This window comes from Faecalispora sporosphaeroides DSM 1294 (genome assembly GCA_000383295.1).
Lineage (GTDB): Bacteria > Bacillota > Clostridia > Oscillospirales > Acutalibacteraceae > Faecalispora > Faecalispora sporosphaeroides.
Genome location: KB911070.1, coordinates 150,607 through 172,370, shown reverse-complemented (window position 1 = coordinate 172,370; position 21,764 = coordinate 150,607). Strand labels below are relative to the sequence as shown.

At 57.1% G+C, this 21,764-nt stretch carries 22 protein-coding genes; 18 read left to right on the top strand and 4 right to left on the bottom strand.

All coding sequences use genetic code 11. The annotated features are described in order from the left end of the window. Positions 1–2: 2 nt before the first annotated feature. Together trpB and trpA are read left to right on the top strand one after the other, a co-directional pair. Entirely contained in the window at positions 3–1,187 is a 1,185-nt protein-coding gene (gene trpB, locus G340_RS0110480; RefSeq protein WP_020073609.1) for a tryptophan synthase subunit beta, read from the top strand. After that, positions 1,184–1,963, top strand: a complete 780-nt coding sequence (trpA, locus tag G340_RS0110475; protein WP_020073608.1) for a tryptophan synthase subunit alpha — start codon at positions 1,184–1,186, stop codon at positions 1,961–1,963. The genes trpB and trpA overlap by 4 nt, the downstream gene beginning before the upstream one ends. 213 nt (positions 1,964–2,176) lie before the next feature. Here trpA and G340_RS0110470 read toward each other — a convergent pair whose 3' ends face one another. After that, a complete protein-coding gene (locus tag G340_RS0110470) occupies positions 2,177–3,376 on the bottom strand; it encodes an MFS transporter (protein WP_020073607.1) in 1,200 nt (399 codons plus the stop codon). 367 nt (positions 3,377–3,743) lie between these two features. Here G340_RS0110470 and G340_RS0110465 point away from each other — a divergent pair, with 367 nt between their 5' ends. The 5 genes from G340_RS0110465 (at position 3,744) to G340_RS17930 (ending at position 6,913) form a co-directional block, all read left to right on the top strand. After that, positions 3,744–4,580, top strand: a complete 837-nt coding sequence (locus G340_RS0110465; RefSeq protein WP_020073606.1) for an aldo/keto reductase — start codon at positions 3,744–3,746, stop codon at positions 4,578–4,580. A gap of 205 nt (positions 4,581–4,785) precedes the next feature. Continuing rightward, positions 4,786–5,652: an EamA family transporter gene (locus G340_RS0110460; RefSeq protein ID WP_020073605.1), complete on the top strand. Its 867-nt coding sequence runs from the start codon at positions 4,786–4,788 to the stop codon at positions 5,650–5,652. 42 nt (positions 5,653–5,694) lie between these two features. Continuing rightward, positions 5,695–5,940, top strand: a complete 246-nt coding sequence (locus tag G340_RS16725; RefSeq protein WP_326522378.1) for an MBL fold metallo-hydrolase — start codon at positions 5,695–5,697, stop codon at positions 5,938–5,940. A gap of 87 nt (positions 5,941–6,027) precedes the next feature. After that, on the top strand, positions 6,028–6,528 hold the full coding sequence (locus tag G340_RS0110450) for a nitroreductase family protein (RefSeq protein WP_020073603.1): 501 nt from the start codon (positions 6,028–6,030) through the stop codon (positions 6,526–6,528). Next, positions 6,479–6,913, top strand: a complete 435-nt coding sequence (locus G340_RS17930; protein ID WP_154653173.1) for a hypothetical protein — start codon at positions 6,479–6,481, stop codon at positions 6,911–6,913. Before G340_RS0110450 ends, G340_RS17930 begins: the two co-directional genes overlap by 50 nt. Before the next feature lie 151 nt (positions 6,914–7,064). On the opposite strand, the gene G340_RS0110440 is transcribed toward G340_RS17930, so the two are convergent. The 3 genes from G340_RS0110440 to G340_RS0110425 all read right to left on the bottom strand — a co-directional run bounded on the left by G340_RS0110440 (position 7,065) and on the right by G340_RS0110425 (position 10,186). Continuing rightward, positions 7,065–8,276: a GNAT family N-acetyltransferase gene (locus G340_RS0110440; protein WP_020073601.1), complete on the bottom strand. Its 1,212-nt coding sequence runs from the start codon at positions 8,274–8,276 to the stop codon at positions 7,065–7,067. 20 nt (positions 8,277–8,296) lie between these two features. Continuing rightward, complete coding sequence (locus G340_RS0110435) at positions 8,297–9,127, bottom strand: aldo/keto reductase (protein ID WP_020073600.1); 831 nt, start codon at positions 9,125–9,127, stop codon at positions 8,297–8,299. A gap of 240 nt (positions 9,128–9,367) precedes the next feature. Next, complete coding sequence (locus G340_RS0110425) at positions 9,368–10,186, bottom strand: MerR family transcriptional regulator (RefSeq protein WP_020073598.1); 819 nt, start codon at positions 10,184–10,186, stop codon at positions 9,368–9,370. A gap of 73 nt (positions 10,187–10,259) precedes the next feature. Here G340_RS0110425 and G340_RS0110420 point away from each other — a divergent pair, with 73 nt between their 5' ends. The 11 genes from G340_RS0110420 to G340_RS0110365 all read left to right on the top strand — a co-directional run bounded on the left by G340_RS0110420 (position 10,260) and on the right by G340_RS0110365 (position 21,739). Then, positions 10,260–11,060, top strand: coding sequence for a YitT family protein (locus tag G340_RS0110420; RefSeq protein ID WP_407635363.1), 801 nt, complete (start codon positions 10,260–10,262; stop codon positions 11,058–11,060). A gap of 518 nt (positions 11,061–11,578) precedes the next feature. Further along, entirely contained in the window at positions 11,579–12,145 is a 567-nt protein-coding gene (locus tag G340_RS0110410; protein WP_020073596.1) for a glycerol-3-phosphate responsive antiterminator, read from the top strand. Positions 12,146–12,336: 191 nt separating this feature from the next. After that, positions 12,337–12,852, top strand: coding sequence for a flavin reductase family protein (locus G340_RS0110405; RefSeq protein WP_020073595.1), 516 nt, complete (start codon positions 12,337–12,339; stop codon positions 12,850–12,852). A 39-nt stretch (positions 12,853–12,891) separates the two neighbouring features. Then, a complete protein-coding gene (gene glpK, locus G340_RS0110400) occupies positions 12,892–14,382 on the top strand; it encodes a glycerol kinase GlpK (protein ID WP_020073594.1) in 1,491 nt (496 codons plus the stop codon). A 33-nt stretch (positions 14,383–14,415) separates the two neighbouring features. Continuing rightward, on the top strand, positions 14,416–15,123 hold the full coding sequence (locus G340_RS0110395) for an MIP/aquaporin family protein (protein WP_020073593.1): 708 nt from the start codon (positions 14,416–14,418) through the stop codon (positions 15,121–15,123). A 157-nt stretch (positions 15,124–15,280) separates the two neighbouring features. Beyond that, entirely contained in the window at positions 15,281–16,729 is a 1,449-nt protein-coding gene (locus tag G340_RS0110390; protein WP_020073592.1) for an NAD(P)/FAD-dependent oxidoreductase, read from the top strand. Then, entirely contained in the window at positions 16,726–17,997 is a 1,272-nt protein-coding gene (locus tag G340_RS0110385) for an NAD(P)/FAD-dependent oxidoreductase (protein WP_020073591.1), read from the top strand. Before G340_RS0110390 ends, G340_RS0110385 begins: the two co-directional genes overlap by 4 nt. A gap of 3 nt (positions 17,998–18,000) precedes the next feature. Beyond that, complete coding sequence (locus G340_RS0110380) at positions 18,001–18,366, top strand: DUF1667 domain-containing protein (RefSeq protein ID WP_020073590.1); 366 nt, start codon at positions 18,001–18,003, stop codon at positions 18,364–18,366. Between the two features lie 167 nt (positions 18,367–18,533). After that, positions 18,534–19,988: an MATE family efflux transporter gene (locus G340_RS0110375; protein WP_020073589.1), complete on the top strand. Its 1,455-nt coding sequence runs from the start codon at positions 18,534–18,536 to the stop codon at positions 19,986–19,988. 127 nt (positions 19,989–20,115) lie between these two features. Next, positions 20,116–20,853, top strand: a complete 738-nt coding sequence (locus G340_RS0110370) for a methyl-accepting chemotaxis protein (RefSeq protein WP_020073588.1) — start codon at positions 20,116–20,118, stop codon at positions 20,851–20,853. A 304-nt stretch (positions 20,854–21,157) separates the two neighbouring features. Beyond that, positions 21,158–21,739, top strand: a complete 582-nt coding sequence (locus tag G340_RS0110365) for a nitroreductase family protein (protein WP_020073587.1) — start codon at positions 21,158–21,160, stop codon at positions 21,737–21,739. The last annotated feature ends 25 nt before the right edge of the window (positions 21,740–21,764 follow it).

Below are 21,764 nucleotides of genomic sequence, written 5' to 3'. Positions count from 1 at the left end.
AAATGGGAAACGGAAGGTTCGGAGTTCACGGCGGCCAATATATTCCCGAAACGCTGATGACCGCCGTCATTGAGCTGGAGCGGGCTTACAATGCGTATAGAGACGACCCGCAGTTCAACGCGGAGCTGACGGAGCTGCTCAATAATTACGCGGGTCGCCCCTCTCTGCTGTACTTTGCGGAAAATATGACAAAGCGCCTCGGCGGCGCGAAAATTTACCTCAAGCGCGAGGATTTGAACCACACGGGAGCACACAAGATCAACAATGTGCTGGGGCAGGCGCTGCTGGCGAAAAAAATGGGCAAAACGCGCGTGATCGCCGAAACGGGCGCGGGCCAGCACGGCGTGGCCACCGCCACCGCCGCCGCGCTGATGGGCATGGAGTGCGAGATCTTCATGGGCGAAGAGGACACAAAGCGCCAGGCGCTGAATGTGTACAAAATGCGCCTGCTCGGGGCGAAGGTGAATCCTGTTACAAGCGGCACGGCGACGCTCAAGGACGCCGTTTCGGAAACGATGCGCGAATGGGTGGGCCGGATCGCCGACACGCACTATGTGCTCGGCTCTGTGATGGGCCCGCACCCGTTCCCCACGATCGTGCGCGATTTTCAGGCGGTAATTTCCAAAGAGATCAAGGCGCAGCTTCTGCAAAAGGAGGGGCGTCTGCCGGATGCGGTTTTGGCCTGTGTGGGCGGCGGCTCCAACGCAATCGGCGCGTTTTACCACTTTATCGGGGATTCCTCCGTGCGGCTGATCGGCTGCGAGGCCGCCGGGCGCGGTGTGGATTCCTTTGAAACGGCGGCCACGATCGCCACCGGAAAGCTCGGAATTTTCCACGGGATGAAATCGTATTTCTGCCAGGATGAATACGGACAGATCGCGCCGGTCTATTCGATTTCCGCCGGGCTCGATTACCCGGGTATTGGGCCGGAGCATGCACACCTGCACGACATTGGCCGCGCGGAATACGTGTCAATTACCGACGACGAGGCCGTGGAGGCGTTCGAGTATCTCTCGCGAACGGAGGGGGTCATCCCCGCCATTGAAAGCGCGCACGCCGTCGCGTATGCGATGAAGCTCGCGCCGGCGATGGCGAAGGATCAGATCATCGTCGTCAATCTTTCGGGCCGCGGTGATAAGGACTGTGCGGCCATCGCGCGGTACAGAGGAGAGGAGCTGAGCGAATGAGCAGACTAAAAGAAGCGTTTTCAGGCGAAAAGGCCTTCGTGGCGTTTCTCACCTGCGGCGACCCGGATTTGGAAACAACGGAGCGGCTGATTCAGTCCATCGCCGAAGCGGGCGCGGATGTGATCGAGCTGGGGATTCCCTTCTCCGACCCGACGGCGGAGGGCCCCGTGATTCAGGCGGCGAACCTGCGCGCGCTGTCAAACGGCGTGACGACGGACGACGTCTTTCAGATGGTGCGCCGTGTGCGCAAGACGGTCGGCGTCCCGCTGGTGTTCATGACCTACGCGAACGTGGTATTCTCCTACGGCACCGAGCGCTTTCTCAAAGCCGCCGCCGAAATCGGGATGGACGGTCTGATTCTGCCGGATGTCCCGTTCGAGGAGAAGGGGGAATTTGAGCCGGTGTGCAGGCGGTACGGCATGGATTTCATCTCGTTCGTTTCGCCCACCTCCCGCGACAGAGTACGGCAGATTGCAAAGGAGGCCGAGGGCTTTTTGTACTGCGTATCGTCTCTGGGCGTCACGGGAGTCCGGTCGGAGCTTTCGTCCGGAATCGGTGAAATCACCGCTCTGGTGCGCGAGGTGACGGACACCCCGGTCGCGATCGGCTTCGGCATCTCCACTCCCCTGCAGGCGCAGAAAATGGCCGCGATCTCCGACGGCGTGATCGTCGGCTCGGCCATCGTCAGAATTGTCGGGCAATATGGGCGGGAAGCCGCTTCGGTCGCGGCGGAGTATGTAAGGCAGATGAAAGCGGCGATCAGCCGTTTGAACTGAACCGCATTAGGTTTAATCGCACGGTTCCCCATGTGCCTGAAAGCAGTCTGTTTTTCGAGTTACAACTGGAATTTATATAAAATGATATATTAGAACTTATCATAAAATACAAGCAAACGCCCCGATTCGGCCTGCAAAGCCGCTGCGGGGCGTTTGTTTTACTGTCTGAAGGGAATGTTCTCTAAATCTTTCCGCCGCCGATTGCTCCCGCAATCAGTTCTTTAAGGAATGCGAATTCTGCACAGCTTTCTCCCTTTTATCCTCGTTCGACAAAGTGTACGACATCACCGCCGGTATAATGGAAATCGCGGTGATGGCATAAATTGCCGCCATCAGGCCGAAATTATCGGCCAAATTCCCCAAAAGGGGCGCCATCATTCCGCCGATGCTGACCGAAAGGCCCAAAGTGATCCCAGACGCCAGCCCCATGCGGTTCGGCAGATATTTCTGCCCCAGTACCACCGTCAGGCTGCTGGGGGAATACAGCGCGAATGCCACCGGAATCAGGAGCAGAACCGCCGGCACAAGGGTTCTGGTGATCGCCAGAGCCGCCATCACCGGCAGGAAAAGGGTAAAGCCGATGCGGGTGATCCGCACAAAGCCGAACCGGTCGCCCAGTCTGCCGCCGATCAGCGTGCTGGCGGCTCCGATTGCAAAGTAGAAGCTCAGCAGGGCGCTGCCTGTGGATTCGGACTGCTGCAGCACCTGAATAAAAAAGAGCGGAAGGAACGTGTTCAGCCCGCAGAACACGATGGAACGGCCAAACAGCAGCAGACTGAGCAGGGTAAAGGGAACCCACCTGTCCGGCTCTGCCGGTTTTTCGGGAATCATTTCCGAGCGGCTCTGTTCCGGCGGGGCCTGGTCCATTTTCCTGATCTGCGATAAAATCGTGATCGCCATCAGCACACAGGGAACCGCAAGAACCGCCGTTCCCCTGAGCCCGAACAGCGAGATGGACGCCGTGGCCAGAATCGGCCCCACGGCGAAGCCCGCGTTGCCGCCGAACGAAAAGATGCTGACGCCCGTCCCCTTTTTGTCGCCGGAGACTTTATTCGCCATTCGGGCGCCTTCCGGGTGAAACGCCGCAACGCCGATTCCGCTGATCATAATCGATAGGAACAAAAGCCGAAAGTCGGAGAGAAAACCGGCCGCCGCCATACCTGTGCCGGCCAGCAGCACGCCGATCGCCATCATCCACGGCCGGGGCGTTTTGTCGGCAAGGTTCCCGAACACCGGCTGTATTATGGACGAAACTACGGTGGAAGCCAGCACGAGCGTTGCAACCTGTGCATAGTTAAAATGGTAAGCCGCAATTAAAAACGGGAGAATCGCCGGGAGTGCCCCCTGGTTCATGTCGGTAAACAGGTGCCCCGCCGAAAGCAAGTAAATGTAGCGGCTGTGATTCTGCTGCAATCAAAGACCTCCTTTTGCTGTGATGGTGTTATGTACGGCCAAAAGCCGTATGAAAAAGAGCCTGCGCTCGTCAATCATTTTGATGGAATGAAGCTTTTTTGATTATAATCGGACGCAGGCACCCTTTGACCTGATCATATTATTTATAACATTTTTTCAGAAAAATGGAAAGGAAATTTCAAATAAATGGGAAATAAGGTATGCGAGCCCCGCCATTTTTACTGCGTTTCTATATAGGCAAAGCTTTATTTTTCATCGCTCATTCCGTTGTGTTTGCCCGTTGACAAACGGTTTTTGCGTTATTATACTGAATGAAAAATGGATGTGGCTCCCAACAGGGAGACAAACAAATCAGGAGGTGTCTGTTATGAAAGCAAAAGAGTTTATCCTCAACGACGGTCTGAAGCTCCCGCCCATTGGCCTTGGTACCTACAGGCTCAACGGAAGGGAAGGAGTAAAGGCGATTCAGCACGCGGTGGAGATTGGTTACCGTCTGCTGGATTCCGCGTTTAACTATGAAAATGAAGGTGCTGTAGGCGAGGCGGCCAGAACCAGCTGTGTGCCGAGAAGTGAGCTGATCGTTACCTCAAAGCTCCCCGGTCGTCACCAGAAATACAGGGAAGCTCTGCTGACCATTGAGGAATCGCTTTACCGCGGGGGCCTCGATTATTACGACATCTACCTGATTCACTGGCCGAACCCGAAAACCGGTTGGTACGTAGAAGCCTGGCAGGCAATGATCGAGGCAAAAAAGCGCGGCATGATCCGTTCGATCGGCGTGTGCAATTTCCTGCCGGAGCATCTGGAGCGTCTGACCAGGGAAACGGGCGTCACGCCCAGCATCAATCAGATCGAGCTGCATCCCTATTTCAATCAGGAGGAGCAGCGCAAATGGGACGCGGCCCACGGCATTGTGGATGAAGCGTGGAGTCCCCTCGGGCGCGCGAACAGCGTTTTGCAGGACCCGGTAATCGGAGAAATCGCAAAAGCGCACGGCAAGAGCATTTCGCAGATCATCCTGCGCTGGCATGTTCAGCTCGGTGTGCTGCCGATTCCCAAATCGTCCGACCCCGCTCGCCAGAAAGAGAATCTCGAGGTGTTCGATTTTGTCCTTTCTGAGGAGGAGATGCAGAAAATCTGCGCGCTCAGCCGCCCGGACGGCCGAACCGCCAATCAGGACCCCAGCGTCTACGAGGAATTCTGATTCTGCTGGAAAACATAGAGAAACGCCGCGCAGGGGCAGCTTTTGCCCGCGGCGTTTTCGTTTGCTTTCTGACTCCAAAATCACTTGGTGCAGAAACAAACAAGAGTGAAGAATTGGTGGAAATATTGCCAAAAAATACGGTACCGTCTGATCCCCGGGCTTTGGTGAGCCGGGCGATGCTTTCTCGTGAAAGGGAGAGAATGTCATGTGGGTTCTATTCGCGTTTGGTTCCGCTCTGTTTGCGGGTATGACGGCCATACTGGCAAAATTGGGTCTGCAAAAGGTGGATTCCGACCTGGCCACGGCGCTGCGCACGGTGGTTGTGCTGCTGTTTTCGTGGCTGATGGTTTTTCTGGTCGGCTCTGAACATACGCTTGCGCTCGTTTCTGGGCGCAGCCTGATGTTCCTGATTTTGTCCGGCGGCGCAACCGGGGCCTCCTGGCTGTGCTATTTCAAAGCGCTGCAGCTTGGCCCTGTCAGCCGGGTGACACCGATCGATAAGAGCAGCACGATTCTCACCATTCTATTGGCATTTTTATTCCTGAATGAGGTGCCCGGAACGTGGAAGCTGATCGGCCTTGCACTGCTGGCTGCCGGAACGATCCTGATGGTTCAGCGCAGGGGCGGGCAGGAGACGGAACAGACCGGCACGGGAAAATCGTGGATCTTTTACGCCGTGCTTTCCGCTGTGTTTGCCGCCCTGACGTCGATTCTGGCCAAGGTGGGAATTCAGGGGATCGAATCGAATCTCGGCACGGCGATCCGCACGATTGTGGTTCTGGTCATGGCGTGGGGAATCGTGCTGCTGCGCAAAAAGCAGGTGAATCTACATGTGATTGACCGCCGCAGCTGGCTTTTTATCGTCTTTTCCGGCCTTGCAACGGGATTCTCCTGGCTGTGCTATTACCGCGCTTTGCAGGAGGGCCCCGCCAGCGTGGTTGTACCCGTAGACAAGTTAAGCATCCTTGTGACCATCGCTTTTTCGCGCGTGTTTTTGCGCGAGCGCCTGCCGAAAAGGGCGCTGGCCGGTCTGTTGCTGGTGGTTGGCGGAACTCTTTTGATGCTGCTTTGAATTTGTGCCCACAAAATGTCCCCGCCGCACCAGTCCAGTACGTTGCCGTCCTTTGCTTTTACATCCACCGGAACCGGCCATACGCCGGGGCACACCTCGCTCTGTCTGCTGGAATTCCAGACGCTGATTACCGGCGACGCCATCGCGCTGGAGCATGGCGCGCCGGTGATCACGAACCCGCAGTATACACTGGGTATGCCCCGGGCACGGGAATCAATACAAAAGCTTCTGGAATATGGAGCGAAGAAGCTCATCTGCTGCCACGGCGGCCGGTGGATTCCCGCCTGAGCGCAAAGGCTTGCCGAAGCTCCGCCCTCGCAGCACGCGGAGCCTCGGCGTAACACATCATGACACACGGAACAGGAGGAAACGAGTATGAACGCCATTTTTCAGCGCAGGAGCATTCGGAAATACACCTCACAGCAGGTTGCGGAGGAGCGGATTGAGCAGCTGCTCAGGGCCGGCATGGCCGCGCCCTCCGCGGGCAATGAGCAGCCGTGGGAATTCGTTGTCATCCGCGACCGCGCGGTGCTGAACGAAATTCCGAAGTTTCATGCCTTCTCCAAAATGCTGCCGGAGGCCGGCTGCGCCATTGTGGTCTGCGGCGATTTGAACCGCGATCAATTCAATGGCTTTTGGGTGCAGGACTGCTCGGCGGCCGCACAGAACATTCTGCTAATGGCGCAGGAGCTGGGGCTTGGCGCCGTATGGCTCGGGGTTTATCCGGATCAGAGCAGGGTACAGCCTCTTGCAAAGCTGCTGTGTCTGCCGCAGAATATCGTTCCGCTGTGCATTCTTTCCGTCGGCTACCCGGCGGAAAACCGCGGTGAAATCGATCGGTTTGATCCGGACAGAATCCACAAAGACAGATGGTGAAAAAGGCCGGGCCGGGGAAGCAGATGCTCCCACAGTCCGGCCTTTCTGGCAGCTTGGGCGTCGGCCTGCGGGGAATAAGATTGGCAAGCTGTTTCAACGCGTCTTGAGACGCGCGCCGGCACCTGTGGCCTTTTCAGGGCTGCGGCCCATGCGTGGCTTTGATTGCGGAGAAAAGGAAAAGCAGCGCGATCCGGACGGTTCCGGCTTCACGCTGCTTGGTTTGATTGGTTCTTTGGAGCCTTGGACCGTCGGGCACAGCCAAGGCATTCTGGCGGTAGAGAAAGGAACAGAGCATCTTTGCCTGCCACCGGGGCTCCCGTCTTGCGAATCGGGCAATTCCGGCGCGCTTCTTGCAGGAAAATTTGTATGCAAAAGCGGAATATGACTCTCTGTCATCGGGAAGGGGGAAGCTTGTCTACCCCAGGTTCCGTTTCTCTTTGTTATAATAATACAGAAAAAATATGTGTAAGTTGTTTATAAATTATGAATTTTTTTAAAACAAAAATCATTCTTGTTTTTGTACGACGGATTTGGAATTAAAAATAATCCGAAAAATAGGGGGTTTGCTGCTCAATGGCATCCTCCAGCATGTCCACCGTTTCGGGGCTGCATTGCATCCGGCCGATCTTGTGCAGGTAGTCGGGCCGCTTGTAGCCCAAAAGCATGGTCGTCAGGGTTTGAATATCGGTTCTGTCGCCGCTGTGCCGCGTGCTGCGGGCGATGCTCCCTTTGCCCTCCGAGGTGATGCCCAGTGTGAAAACGCCCTGGTTCCACGAAAGCATTGGGTCGTCCAGCGTGAAGGTCCATTCGCGTACGCCGGGATCCGGCTTGAAAGGGTACTGGGCGATGAACTGCTCCACGTCTACGATGCGCGCCATAATGTAGGGGGAAATGGTCTCCTTGATGTCCGCGTCCTCCAGCAGGAACGCCAGCGGTTCGTCGGTGTAAATGTCGCCGACCACCTTCGAGATCATTGAAAAGTGTGCGCTGATAAAGTTCCACAGGCCGCTGCGGGCCGCCTCGTCCACAAAGATCATGTCCTTGATGCGGAAAATCTCATCCGAAATCCAGTACAGCACATAGCCGTCCGGCTCTCCCTTTTCATTGTAATAGATCGCCGCCATCAGGTCGTCCAGATCCCACCTCCAGTATTCGTCCCAGGCCAGGTCGTCGCGCAGCATGGCGCCGTGCGTCTGCATCGCGTAGCGGTAGTAGGCCTGCCGCAGCTCTTTGCTCTCCGGATCCACGCGTTCCACCTCGCCGGGAACCTGCTTGTTCTTCGGCAGCTGGTAGTCGTTGATTTCATAGGTGATGCGGTCGGAGACGATCTCCCATCCCTTTCTGCGGTAGTAGGGGATGGAGTAGGGGTACAAATAAGAAATGGACTGCTTTTTGTTGCGCATGTTTTCCAGCGCCTTGTACAGCAGCTTGTGCATCAGGCCCTGATTGGAATACTCCGGGTAGGTGCCGACACCCGTCAGGCCGCCCATGTCGTAGGTGCGGTCAAAAATGCGCACCCGAAACGGGTACACCGCCACCTGCGAAATCAGCTTATCGCCGTCGAACCACCCCAGCACGTCGGCCCGCTGCAGCACGGGGAACTTTGTTTTCATAATCTCTTCGTCTTCCCAGCCGGTCTGGTGCAGCTCCCGGTCGTTGACCTGAAAGACATACCGCAGCAGCTGATTGTATTGCTCCAGGTGCTTCACGCTCACCTGCTTCATTTTCAGCTGTTTTCTTCTGCTCATAAATGCTCCTTTGTTTATGCTTACAGCATATCCAGCTCGGTTTTTTTCGTTGGCGGGGCAAAATCCGCGTCGATCCGCCGCAGCTCGTCCGGGGTGAGCCGAATGTTCAGGCTGTTCAGGTTCTCCGCCACGTGCTTTGCGCTCGAGGCCTTGGGAATGGCGATGACATTTTCCTGCCGGGCCAGAAACGCCAGCATAATCTGGTAGATGGAAGCGCCGTGCGCCGCGGCGATGTCCCGCAGTGCTGTGCTCGACGCAATCGCACTGCGGTAGCGCGCGCTGTGCGCCAGAGGGGAATAGGCCATCAGCGGAACGCGGTGCTCACAAAGCCAGGGCAGAAGATCGAATTCCACCCCGCGCGAAGCGATGTGGTACAGCACCTGATTCGCGGCGCAGGCGTTCCCGCCCGGCACGCTCCAAAGCTCCTCCATGTCTGAGACGTCGAAGTTGGAAACGCCCCAGCGCCGGATGCAGCCCTCCCGGCGCAGCTCCTCAAAGGTCGAAACGGTTTCCTCCAGCGGCACGCTGCCGCGCCAGTGCAGCAGGTACAAATCGAGGGTATCGGTGCCCAGGCGCCGCAGAGACGCGTGGCACGCCTCCTTCATCTTTTTCCGCGATGCGTTATGCGGGTACACCTTAGAGACCAGGTACAGGGAATCCCGGCGCACGGTGCGGATGACCTCGCCCACCAGAGTCTCCGCGCTGCCGCTGCCATACATCTCGGCGGTGTCGATCAGCGTCAGGCCGTTTTCGATACCGAAAGAGAGCGCCCGGCGTTCCTCGGGGCCGGGGGCGCGGTTTTCCGCCATTTGCCAGGTGCCCATTCCCAGTTTGTAGTCGCACAGCTCCATGTGTTTTTCCTCTCTTTCCTTTTGTTCTTTGCGGAGTGATCTGCTTTTGCAGGCATTCCTTTTTCAAAAAAACCTGCGTTCTTCCGTTGCCGAAAAAGGGGGAAGAACCGCCGCTCTTCAAAAAGATGTTTTTCAGTAATTGATTCTATTATAACCCTTTTTGGGTGGTTCGCGTCAATTGAAAATTGGATGCGGGAGGAAAATCTTTTTCCGAAGTTTTCCGTCGGGTTGCCCGAACTTTTACGGCGCGGCGTCTTTTTCCACAGGAATCTGAATTTCTGTGAGAAACTCCTGCGGCAGAATGGTGTCGCGGTTGTCGATGAGGTACAGCTCGAACGGGTCGCCGGTCACCCGCAGCCGCGCCGTTTGGGCGTGGCGCATCGCCTCTCGGATTTTGCCGGGGCTCTGCGCGTATTCGCCGCGGTAGCAGTACGTCAGGTACCGCCCGGCGGGCAGAATGAAATCGGCCTCCTCGTCGCCGGGCGGCAGCAGAAAGAACACGGAGCGGAACACGTTTTCCAGCCCGTTGTCCAAATCCTCCCGCGAAACCTGCGCGCCGATCGCCTGGTTCCCAAAATCCTGAATGCGGCTTTCGTGGGCTCGGTGCAGCTTTTTAATGGCGAAATCCATTTCCTCGTCTCGGGTGATGTATTCATTGAGCCGCAGGCACGGCCGCGCGGGGAATTCCCGAACCGCAAAGACCCCGGCAGCGATGCCCTGCGCTCCGGTGAGCGAGCGGATGCGCTTTTGCAGGGATTCCTCCCGGCTTTTCAGCTCCCGCAGCTGCCGGTGCAGCAGCTGGCGCTCCTCCTCCAGCACCGCCAGCGTGTGGGCCACGCTCTGGCGCTCCAGGTATTCGCGAATCTGCGGCACCGAAAAATCGAGCCGCCGCAGGTCGCGCAGAATACTCAGCTTGTAAATATCCTTCAGGCCGTACATGCGGTAGCCGTTTTCGGCGCGCCGGGGCCGCAGTACACCGATCTTTTCATAGTAGCGCAGCGAATCCGCGCCGATGCCGTACAGCTTTGCAATTTCGCTGATTTTATAATATTCTTTCATAGCTGTGCTTCCTTTCGGAAAAACTGGCCTTGACATTCGTATTGTACCAGAGTTTATACTGAAAAGGTAGCGCATGCGGAAGAATCGACTCCATGAAATTGCGGTAGAAAGGCAGATTATGATGACGGTTGCGAACAGACTGAGAGAGATTTATTTAAAAAATAAAGAGTTATTTACCGCAAAGCGGATTCTGTTGATTATGCTGGGCACTGCGATCGGCTCCTTCGGCATCACGAATATCCACCAGAGAGTGGATATCACCGAGGGCGGTGTGCTGGGGCTGGTGCTGCTTTTGAACCACTGGACGGGCCTTTCGCCGTCCGTTCTTTCCCCCTTGCTCGACCTGCTGTGCTACGCGCTGGCGTTCCGGCTGCTGGGATGGGATTTCATCAAGGTTTCTGCGGTTTCCACCGTCAGCCTGGCGGCGTTTTTCCGGCTGTGGGAGCAGTTCCCTCCCGTGCTGCCCGATCTGTCCGCCTACCCGCTGCCGGCGGCGGTGCTGGGGGGAATGTTCGTCGGCATCGCCTGCGGGCTCATTTTGCGGCAGGGCGGCTCGAGCGGCGGAGACGACGCTCTGGCGCTTGCCATTTCAAAGCTGACTCGCTGCCGAATCGCACGGGCCTACCTCGCGACGGACCTGAGCGTGCTGCTGTTTTCTCTTTCCTATATTCCTCTGGGGCGCATCGCTTATTCTCTGGTGACGGTGACGGTGTCGTCCCTGCTGATCGACTTTGTGCATAACGCGGGCCGCAGTCCGGCGCACACGCGGAGCGCGGCGAGAGAAGAGAAACCGGCGGAGGCATGCGGGGCGGCGGAAAATACGGAAGCACCGGAGTCCCCCGAGCGGGCGCCGGAGGAAGCTTCGGAGTGCTGACCGCGCGCCGCCGCTGCACCCGGCCGTTCTGCGCGCCGGTTCCCAAACAGCGCGAGGGCTCCGCATGCGGGTGAAAAGACATGGTGTCAATACGGAACTTTCAAATAGTTACCCCGCGGCTTTCCCGCATGCGGGTAAAAAGGCATCCTTTGTCCGGCGGCAGGAAAAGCAAAGACGAAAAATCGGGAGAATCACTTTGTGAATAAAAAGGCAATTTGTGTGAATATTTTATCAATCTCCAGAAACGGCCATTTGCTCTAGTTTATGGTAATAGCACCAGAGGAACTCTGTGTATTTTGTATGTTTTGTGTCTTGCAATTCAAACAGAAACAGGGTATAATGCTTAAAAGATAAGAAATGCATTGTGTATAGGTACCAAATGTCTGCGTTGAGAATTGTGACGTGCAGAAAACGGCCTGGCCGTTTTTTGTGCGCTTTTTTATTCAGTTTTCCTTTCTTTTTGCATATACATAGTACCGTGAGGAAAACGCAGGAAAAGAAAAGCATTGAGGTATAGAATGAATCAGGATTTTGTAGAGGCGCTGGAACGCAATCCCGTGATCGCGGCGATCTTTGAATCTTCCGATCTGGAGGAGGCGCTGTCGTCGCCGTGTGAGGTGATCTTTCTGCTGTCTGGCAATATCTGTGAGCTGAAGGAACTGATCCACAGAGTGCATGCGGCGGGAAAGAAGATGTACATACATATCGATCTGCTGGAGGGAGTCGCGAACGACCGCAGCGCGATTCAGTTTTTAAAAACCCATTTCTGCCCCGATGGGATTATTACGACCAAGGCCGTTGTGGCAAAGCATGCCCGGGAGGAGGGCGTGTTCGTCATTCAGCGCTTTTTCCTTCTCGATTCCAAATCCTACGAAACCGCGCGCAAAACCGTAAAGAACGGCGACGCGGACGCGATTGAGATTTTACCGGGGATTTTGCCGGAGATCATTCATCAGATCAGCCAGTGTTCGTCGGTTCCGGTGATTGCGGGCGGCTTGATCCGAACCAAAAAGAATGCGGTGGACAGTTTGGCCATGGGGGCGATGGGAGTTTCCACCAGCTGTAAAAAGCTTTGGAATATGTAGCGCCTTTCATTACAAAGGGCCGCTGCATTTGACAATTGAATCAAAAATGCGAGAAATGAGAGCAGCAAAAGAGCAAGGGGGAGACCCCTCTGGTTTTGTTGCTCTTTTGCGAATCCGGCAATCCTGTGGGATCCCCGCGCTTGCAGAGCAGGCGCATAACATATAAAAATATGAAAACAGGAGGTATCAGCATGAATTATGACGGACTTTCCAAATTGGGGTACGGCGTTTATCTGGTAGGCGCACCGGATGGCAAGGGAGGAGGCAATGCGCTGCTGGCGAACCTTGTGATGCAGGTTTCCAGCGAGCCGCTCATGGTGTGCGTGTGCATCGGGAAAGAAAACCTGACGCACGACCAGATCGCCGCGGCCGGGAAGTTTAACATTTCGGTTGTGGGAGAAAATGCCGATTTGGAATTTTTACAGTTGTTCGGATTTTCAAGCGGACGCGATACCGACAAGCTGGCAAAGGCAGAAACCAAAGAGTACAACGGCTTCCCCACGGTCGTGCAGAACTGCGTGGCCCTCCTGGAGTGTGAGGTGACAGGCCGCACAGACTGCGGCGCTTCCACCGTGTATTTCGCGAATGTGCTGTCCACCCGTACTCTGGCACCCGGGAAAGCGATGACCAGCTCCTATTATCACGATGTGATGGAAGGAAAGGCCTCTCATAAAGCCCCCGCTTGGGCGGCACGGTATGAAAAATAAGGGATCAACGGCTGAATCAATCGAAGGAGGAGTTTGTAAATGGGCAAATATTTAATCGCATTGGATCAGGGAACCACCAGCTCGCGCTGCATCATCTTTGATAAGCAGGGCAATATCATCAACGTGGCGCAGAAGGAATTCACCCAGATTTTTCCCCACCCGGGATGGGTGGAGCATGACCCCATGGAGATCTGGTCCAGCCAATTGGCGGTGCTGACCGAGGCAAAGGCCAGATGCAATGTCGATGTTTCCGACATCGCCGCCATCGGCATTACGAACCAGCGCGAAACCACCATTGTATGGGACCGCCACACCGGCCAGCCGGTTTACAACGCGATCGTGTGGCAGTGCCGCCGCACCGCGGAATATTGCGACCAGCTCAAGGCCAAGGGCTTGGAGGAAACGATCCGGGCAAAGACCGGCTTGATCATAGACGCCTATTTCTCGGGTACCAAGGTGCGCTGGATTCTGGAGAACGTGGAGGGCGCCAGAGAGAAAGCGGAGCGCGGCGACCTGCTGTTCGGTACGGTAGACAGCTGGCTGATCTGGAAGCTCACCAAGGGCAAATGTCATGTGACGGATTACACCAACGCTTCCCGTACGATGCTGTTCAATATACATACTCTGGAATGGGACGACGAGATCCTCAGGGAGCTGGGAATTCCCAAGAGCATGCTGCCGGAGGTAAAGCCCTCGAGCTATGTATACGGCAATGTGGACGAGGAGTTCCTCGGGGGAGAAATCCCGATCGCCGGTATCGCGGGCGACCAGCAGGCCGCTTTGTTCGGTCAGTGCTGCTTTGAGTCCGGCCTTGTGAAGAACACGTACGGAACGGGCTGCTTTATCCTGATGAATACCGGAGAAAAAGCGGTGGATTCCAAGAACGGCCTGCTTACTACCATTGCCTGGGGAGTCGACGGCAAGGTGGAATACGCCCTGGAGGGCAGCGTGTTCGTGGCCGGGGCGGCGATTCAGTGGCTGCGCGACGGGCTGCGCATGATTGACAACGCGGCCTTTACCGAAACCTATGCGAACAAGGTGCCGGACAGCGCCGGCGTCTATGTGGTTCCCGCATTTGTCGGCCTTGGCGCGCCCTATTGGGACCAGTACGCGAGGGGCATCATCGTCGGCCTGACCCGCGGCGTGGAAAAGGAGCATTTTATCCGCGCCACGGTGGAAAGCCTTGCGTATCAAAGCTACGACGTCATGAAGGCGATGGAGGCGGATGCCGGTGTCGTGCTCAAAGAGCTGCATGTGGACGGCGGCGCGTCGGCCAATAACTTCCTCATGCAGTTCCAGTCTGATATTTTGGGGATCGACGTGCTGCGGCCGAAGGTGATTGAGAGCACCGCCCTGGGCGCCGTGTATCTGGCCGGCCTTGCGGTAGGGTATTACAAGGACAAAGAGGATATCCGCCAGAATGTGGCTCTCGACAGAACCTTCCGCCCGAAGATGGAGGAATCCACACGGCAGGAGCTCGTTGGCGGCTGGAAAGAAGCCGTCAAGCGTTCGTTTGGCTGGGCCAAGTAATTCCCGAAAGCAAATTGCGGAGGAGGATTTGTTATGCAAAACTATCTGTATGAATTTTTGGGCACGGCCCTTCTTGTTCTGCTGGGCGACGCGGTCGTTGCCAACGTCATCCTGAATAAAACCAAGGGCCAGAATTCCGGGTGGATCGTGATTACGCTCGGGTGGGCCTGCGCGGTGCTCATCCCCGCGCTCATCTTCACCGCCAGCGGCGCGGTGTTTAATCCCGCTCTGGTGCTGGGCCTTGCCGCAGTCGGCAAGCTGGACTGGGCGGTCGTTCCCGGGTATATCATTGCCGAAATGCTGGGCGGCTTTGTCGGCGCTGTGCTGGTATGGGTGATGTACAAAAATCACTTTGACGACACCGAAGACGGCGATACAAAGCTGGGCGTATTCTGCACCGGCCCCGCGATCCGCAGCTACGGCAACAATTTTATCAGCGAAGTAATCGCCACGTTCGTGCTCGTATTTGCCATTCTGGGGATCGCGCAGACCCCGGTGGGCGACGTGGCCGCAATGAGTACCTTCGGCGTTGGCGCGATCATTTTTGCCTGCGGTGCCAGCCTCGGCGGCACCACGGGTTATGCGATGAACCCGGCCCGCGACCTTGGGCCCCGCATTGCGCATGCCGTTCTGCCCATTCCCAACAAGAGAGATTCCGACTGGAGCTATTCGTGGATTCCGGTGGCGGGCCCCGTTTGCGGCGGCCTTCTGGGCGCCTGGCTGGCGGCGGCGATCTTTTAAGCCCTTTGAATTACCACTTGACAACGGCCTTACAATGGCATAAACTGAAATTTGCCGAGAGTTGAGAGAAAGAGCCGGGCAAACTAGACTCATGTAGAAGTGGGTCTGCTTTGCTTGGCTCTTTTTGCTCGAATCGATACTTTTAGGAGGTTTACAGATGTATGATGTAGCAATCATCGGCGGTGGCGCGTGCGGCTGTTCGCTGCTGTATGAGCTGAGCCGCTACAAGGTGAACGCGGTGCTTTTGGAAAAGGAAAACGACGTGAGCGTCGGCACCACCAAAGCAAACAGCGCGATCGTGCACGCGGGATACGACCCGGAGCCGGGCACCTTGATGGCCCGCTACAATGTGGAGGGCAACCGGATCATCGAGCAGCTTTGCGCGGATCTGGATATTTTATATGATAAAATCGGTTCGCTTGTACTTGGATTTTCCGAAGAGGACCGCGCGACGGTGGAGGCTCTGTACCGAAGGGGCATTGCAAACGGAGTGCCGGGGTTGCGCATTATCGAAAAGGAAGAGCTGCACCGCATGGAGCCGGCGCTGAGCGAGAACGCTCTGTTTGCCCTTTGGGCGCCCAGCGCGGCGATTGTAAACCCATGGGAGCTGGCGATTGCGCAGGCCGAGGCGGCCGTGCAGGGCGGCGCCAGGGTGATGCTGGACGCGGAAGTGACCGGCATTGAGAAAAACGGCGGTGTGTTTACCGTGCGCACCACCCAGGGGCCGGTACAGGCCCGGTTTGTCGTCAACGCAGCCGGCGTGCATACAGACCGTGTCGCGGCGATGGTGGGCGACGACAGCTTTCGGATTCTGCCGAACCGCGGCGAGTATTTTGTGCTCGATACCACCCAGGGCAAGCTGGTCAGCCGCGTGATCTTTCAGTGTCCCACCAAGGTGGGCAAGGGCGTGCTGGTTTCCCCCACGGTGCACGGCAACCTGATTGTGGGGCCGAATGCGGAGGATGTTTCTGCGGACAACGCCGACACCACGGCTGCCGGCTTGCACAATGTGCGGCAGGCGGCGGTCAGGAGCGTGCCGCACATCAATTTCCGCGATTCCATCCGCAACTTTGCGGGCGTGCGCGCTATTTCCACACAGGATGATTTTATTGTGGGGCCGAGTAAGGCGTGCGAGGGCTTTTTCAACATCGCGGGCATCAAGTCCCCGGGGCTGACCTCCTCCCCGGCGATTGCGCGCGACATGGTGCAGATGCTGCACCGTGCCGGTTTGGAGCTTTCGCCGAATCCGGACTTTGTCTCAAAGCGCCGCGTGCTGCGGTTCAAATCCCTCAGCCCGAAGGAGCGCGGCGAGGCCATTCTTCGCAACCCGCTGTACGGCACCATCGTGTGCCGCTGCGAAACCGTAACCGAGGGGGAGATTGTAGACGCGATGCACCGCCCGCTTCCGCCGCGTTCGGTCGACGGCATCAAGCGCCGCTGCACACCCGGCATGGGGCGCTGTCAGGGCGGCTTCTGCGGGCCGAGAGTACAGGCGATCATCGCCCGCGAGCTGGGGATTCCGGAGAGCCAGGTGCCTCTGGACCGCGCGGGGATGAACATCGTGCTTGGCCGGACGAAAGAGCAGAAGGAGGCGGGCAAACAGTGAAACAGGAATATGATGTGATTGTCGTCGGCGGCGGCCCGGCCGGTTTGGCGGCGGCGCTTTCCGCACGGCAGAACGGGGCCGAAAGCGTGGTGCTGCTCGAACGCCAGGCGGATTTGGGCGGGATTTTGAACCAGTGTATCCACAACGGCTTTGGGCTGCATTATTTTAAGCAGGAGCTGACCGGCCCGGAATACGCCGAACGGTTTATCGATGAGCTGAAAAAGACGGATATCGAGGTGCTCACCGGCACCATGGTGCTGGAGCTCGATTTGAGCGAGCGCCGCACGGTATATGCCATCCACCCGCGGCGCGGGTATCTGGAGCTGCACGCGAAGGCGATTGTTCTGGCCATGGGCTGCCGCGAGAGAACGCGCGGCGCGATCGGCATACCCGGTAGCCGCCCGGCGGGCGTGTTCACGGCGGGCGCGGCGCAGCTGTATATGAATCTGGAGGGCGACCGCGTCGGCAACCGCGTGGTGATCCTCGGCTCCGGCGACATCGGCCTCATTATGGCCCGCCGCCTGACGCTGGAGGGGGCCAAGGTGCTGGGCGTCTACGAGGTGATGCCGTATTCCGGCGGGCTGATGCGCAATATTGTGCAGTGCCTGAACGACTATGACATTCCGCTGCATTTGTCGCACACCATTACCGAAATCCGCGGCGACAAGCGCGTGGAGCAGGTGGTCGTGCAGAAGGTGGACGAAAACCGCGTTCCGATTCCGGGAACGGAAGAGGTGCTCGACTGCGACACCGTGCTGCTCTCCGTCGGCCTGATCCCCGAAAATGAGCTTTCGCGGCAGGCCGGGCTCGAGATCGACCCGCGCACGAACGGCCCGGTGGTGTATGAAAACATGGAGACCAGCACCCCCGGCGTGTTTGCGTGCGGCAATGTGGCGCATGTGCACGATCTGGTGGATTTCGTCACCGCGGAAAGCCAGCGCGCCGGCAAATCCGCCGCGCTGTGCAGCAAAAGCGGCAGCCCCTCCGCGGAGGGAATGCTGCGCCTGAAAAACGGCTTCGGCGTCGGGTATACCGTGCCGCAGAACATCCGCCCGCAGGGCGTGGAGAAATCCGTAGACGTTTTCTTCCGCGTGAATCAGATTTTCCGCGGCGCACAGATTATGGTAAGCGCCGGTGAAACCCGCATCGCCTCGTATCACCGGGAGCACATGGCCCCGGGCGAGATGGAGAAAATCACCCTGCCGCTGGCCCTTTTAAAAAAAGCGGAAAACGGCGAGCTTGTTGTTTCGATTGAAAAGGAGGAATGACGCATGACAGAGCTGGTTTGCATTGTTTGTCCCAAAGGGTGCCGCCTGCATGTGGATGAGAAGAACGGATATAAGGTAACGGGCAATTCCTGCCCGAGGGGAGAGATTTACGGTAAAAAGGAGCTGACCGCCCCCACCCGTACCGTCACCTCCACCGTGAAAATCGAGGGTGCTTCCATTGCGCGCGTACCGGTAAAGACGGACCGCGAAATCCCCAAAAAGGATATCTTCGCGGCCATGCGCCTGCTGGACGGCATCACACTGCAGGCCCCGGTGCATGTGGGCGATATCGTGGTGCCGAATCTTCTGGGGCTCGGCGTGAATTTTGTGGTAACGCGCAGTCTCTCCAGAGTTTCGGACGCAGGGTAAGCGGTTTGGCTGCAATCAATTGAATTCGTTTGTATCGGCAGGCGGCCCCGTTTGGGGTCGTCTGCTTTTGTTATAATTGTATCCGAATGCCGTCATAGCGAAAAAAGTACTTATCGAAACGAAAAAATTCCGGTATAATGGAGCTATTCTTATTCCGGGAGGTTGTCATGGCGTCAAAAGTCACCCTGTCCGAGGGGAAGATACAGCCGCTTTTGCTGCGGCTTGCGTTTCCGCTTCTGGTAGGCAATATTTTACAGCAGTTCTACAATATCATCTCTGCCATCATCGTGGAGCGCTACCTTGGGGAGGCCTCGTTTGCGGCCATCGGCATTGCGGGCACGGTGATGAATCTGTTTATTTTCATTCTGGGCGGCTGCTGTACCGGCATCGCCGTCATTTTGGCCTCGCTGTACGGCAGAGGGGATTACCCGGCCCTGCGGCAGGCAATTTTTCTGTCGCTGGTGCTGGGCGCGTCGTTTACGCTGCTCATCGGCCTTCTGGGTTTGACCTGCACGCCCTTTCTGCTCCGGCTGATTCAAACCCCGCCGGCGGTTGCCGCTTTGGCAGTGAACTACCTCAATACGATCTTCCTCGGGCTTTTGGCCTGCTTTCTGTATAACTTTTTTGCGGCGGTGCTGCGGGCGATCGGCAACACTGCCGCCGCGCTGCTGTTTTTGCTCGTCTCGATTGTGATCAGCCTGTTTCTGGCGATCCTGTTTGTGGCGCATTTTGGCCTGGGCGTGCGCGGAGCGGCACTGGCTACCGTGCTGGCGCAGATTTTGTCGGCGCTGCTGTGCCTTTTTTACATTCGCAAAACGCTACCGCTTCTGCGGGTGGGGCGTGAGGACATGCGCTGCGACGGCTCTCTGATCGCGAAGATCACCCGGTTTTCGCTCGTTTCGGCGCTGCACCAGTCCAGCCTGTACATCGGCAAGCTGCTGGTGCAGGGCGCGGTGAACACCATGGGGCTGGCGGCCATTTCGGCCTATACGGCCACCACCCGTGCGGAAGGAATCATTCTCGCCGTCGGCGACAGCGGGGCCGAAGCGATTTCGGTCTTTGTGGCCCAGAACACCGGGGCAGGCAAGCGCCCCCGCGCAAGGCAGGGCTTTTTCATCGGCCTGCGCGGCCTTCTGGCAGTCGCGGGGCTGCTGTCGCTCATTCTTTTCTTTTCGGCGGAGGCGCTCATGCGCTTCTTTGTTCCCGACGGCAGTGCGCGAACCATTTCCTACGGAACCTCTTATCTTCAAATCCTCTGCTTTTTCTACTTTTTGAGCTATACGGGCAGCGCGTTCGTGGGCTTCTACCGCGGCAGCGGCCTGGTAAACATTCCGCTGATCGGCACGACCCTTCACATTTCGCTGCGCGTGATTTTATCGTATCTGTTTGTGGCGAGCCTGGGCATGGACGCGGTGTCTTACGCAACCGGCGTCGGCTGGATCATCATCGTCATTTTCCACAGCCTGATGTTTGTGCGTTTAAAGAAAAAGGAGGATCAGCCGCCGTCGGGCGGGCCGGTCTTTGCGGCGGAAGAACCGGCTGCTCCGGCGCAGGGGGCTTCGGCAACCGTGTTGGCGCAGGAAGCGCTCGATCCCCTTTCAGTTTCGGAACAGAAGGATTGAGCGCGGCAGGAGCGGGCCTTTTTGCGGCGGTGCGGCTTCCCCGCCGGGCCATCATAAAGAGTGTTATATTGTACATCTTCCGGTCACCGTTTCGGGGCTGGATGCGCCGCTTTCCGGCGCGTTTGTCGTGACGAAGGACGATGCTCTGCGGCAGGTGTATTGGATCCTTGCGCTGCTCATCGGCATCATCGGCATCGGGATTTTGATCATTCTTCGCCGGGCGCTGCGTCCGATTGGAATGGTCATCTCCGCGACGGAGCAAATGGAGCGGCCCGCTTCCTTTGTCAAAATTTCGGAGCAGGCCGAGGAGAACATGAGGCATGTTGAGAGCGCCTCTCAGCTGGTCGATGAGGCCAACCAGAGCTTCAACCTGGGGATTTCTTACATGAAACGTCTCGAGGAATCCATGAAAGAGATCGACAACGCCTCTTCGCGGATCGGCATGATTACGAAGGTGATCGAAGATATCGCGTCCCAGGCCAATATTCTGGCGCTGAACGCCGCCATTGAAGCGGCAAGGGCCGGCGCTGCGGGCAAGGGCTTTGCCGTAGTGGCGGACGAGGTGCTCAAGCTGGCCGCAAAATCTTCCGAGGCGGTCAGACAGACGGAACAGCTCATTCGCAAATCGGCCGAGAAGAAGCTTATTATTTGTAACGTTTTTCGCTTCTGCGTGGATTGGATGAAACCGCAGCAGTTGCAAAAGAGGCGGGAGCCGGGTGAAATTGTTCACCCGGCTCCCGCCTCTTTTGCGGAAAAAAGAACCGCCCGCTCCATCGGTGGAGCAGATTGCCGATACGAAACAAACTTTAAAACGAGACTGTTTGGAAGCGCGGAAGAAACGGGGAACTGCAGCTTTTGCGGTTGATAGGGTGCATGTGCTCCAAGCAAATGTTCGGGTTTTAGCGTCAGAATGGTTCCCGCCGTAATACTATAATAGAAGGGGGCGCTTCCGACAATAATAAAAGTTATATCGTACTTTTGAACGCCCCGGCCGTGCAAAAACCTGCGGCGGACTTGCCATGAGCGGGGTTTCTGCCCTGCGGCAGGGGCTTGTTAAGAGAAATACAGTCGTTCTTCTTTTATCGACAAGATTTACGATCTGCGTTATAATAAAATGAAACTAAGAGAGCGCGGCCTGTGCTGTTTGCCGCGCGAAAGGGGCAGTCCATATGAATCCGGTTATGGAAAACATTCTTACCAGACGCAGCATCCGTTCTTATGAGGAGCGGCAGATTCCGGCGGAAAGCCTGGATCAGATTCTCCTCGCCGGCACCTACGCGCCGTCGGGCAGAAGCCTGCAAACCTGGAAGTTTACCGCCGTTCAGAATCCGCAGGTGCTGGCGCGCATCAACGCCGCCCTGCGCGAGGCTTTGCGCACCGTTGCCGCAGGGCCGGGTACCCACCCGTATGTGGTTCGCCTGAAGGCTAAGGCGGAACGGGAGGATTCGGAGTTTTTGTTTCACGCCCCCACATATGTCATTGTTTCAAACGACCGTGAAAACGTCAACGCCCTTGCCGATTCCGCCGTGGCGATGGAAAACATGATGCTGGCGGCCCATTCCCTCGGGATCGGCTCCTGCTGGCTCAATCATCTGCCCGGCCTGACGCGCCATCCCGTGATCCGCGGATTAATGGCGGAGCTGGATATTCCGGATCATCACGATATTTTTGCAACTCTTGCGCTGGGCTGGCCGAAAAATTCTTCCCCGGCCGCCGGCCCGCGCAAGGATGTAATACACATCATCCGTTGACCGGGCGGTTCCCATTGCCGCCCAT

Bases quoted from the DNA above. Each gene is read 5' to 3' on its own strand.
- G340_RS0110450 (WP_020073603.1), top strand. From the start codon at position 6,028: ATGAACGCCATTTTTCAGCGCAGGAGCATTCGGAAATACACCTCACAG.
- G340_RS0110405 (WP_020073595.1), top strand. From the start codon at position 12,337: ATGAATTATGACGGACTTTCCAAATTGGGGTACGGCGTTTATCTGGTA.
- trpB (WP_020073609.1), top strand. From the start codon at position 3: ATGGGAAACGGAAGGTTCGGAGTTCACGGCGGCCAATATATTCCCGAA.
- G340_RS0110440 (WP_020073601.1), bottom strand. From the start codon at position 8,276: ATGAGCAGAAGAAAACAGCTGAAAATGAAGCAGGTGAGCGTGAAGCAC.
- G340_RS0110365 (WP_020073587.1), top strand. From the start codon at position 21,158: ATGAATCCGGTTATGGAAAACATTCTTACCAGACGCAGCATCCGTTCT.
- G340_RS0110460 (WP_020073605.1), top strand. From the start codon at position 4,786: ATGTGGGTTCTATTCGCGTTTGGTTCCGCTCTGTTTGCGGGTATGACG.
- G340_RS0110420 (WP_407635363.1), top strand. From the start codon at position 10,260: ATGCGGAAGAATCGACTCCATGAAATTGCGGTAGAAAGGCAGATTATG.
- G340_RS0110465 (WP_020073606.1), top strand. From the start codon at position 3,744: ATGAAAGCAAAAGAGTTTATCCTCAACGACGGTCTGAAGCTCCCGCCC.
- glpK (WP_020073594.1), top strand. From the start codon at position 12,892: ATGGGCAAATATTTAATCGCATTGGATCAGGGAACCACCAGCTCGCGC.
- G340_RS0110395 (WP_020073593.1), top strand. From the start codon at position 14,416: ATGCAAAACTATCTGTATGAATTTTTGGGCACGGCCCTTCTTGTTCTG.
- G340_RS0110435 (WP_020073600.1), bottom strand. From the start codon at position 9,127: ATGGAGCTGTGCGACTACAAACTGGGAATGGGCACCTGGCAAATGGCG.
- trpA (WP_020073608.1), top strand. From the start codon at position 1,184: ATGAGCAGACTAAAAGAAGCGTTTTCAGGCGAAAAGGCCTTCGTGGCG.
- G340_RS0110390 (WP_020073592.1), top strand. From the start codon at position 15,281: ATGTATGATGTAGCAATCATCGGCGGTGGCGCGTGCGGCTGTTCGCTG.
- G340_RS0110380 (WP_020073590.1), top strand. From the start codon at position 18,001: ATGACAGAGCTGGTTTGCATTGTTTGTCCCAAAGGGTGCCGCCTGCAT.
- G340_RS0110375 (WP_020073589.1), top strand. From the start codon at position 18,534: ATGGCGTCAAAAGTCACCCTGTCCGAGGGGAAGATACAGCCGCTTTTG.
- G340_RS0110425 (WP_020073598.1), bottom strand. From the start codon at position 10,186: ATGAAAGAATATTATAAAATCAGCGAAATTGCAAAGCTGTACGGCATC.
- G340_RS0110410 (WP_020073596.1), top strand. From the start codon at position 11,579: ATGAATCAGGATTTTGTAGAGGCGCTGGAACGCAATCCCGTGATCGCG.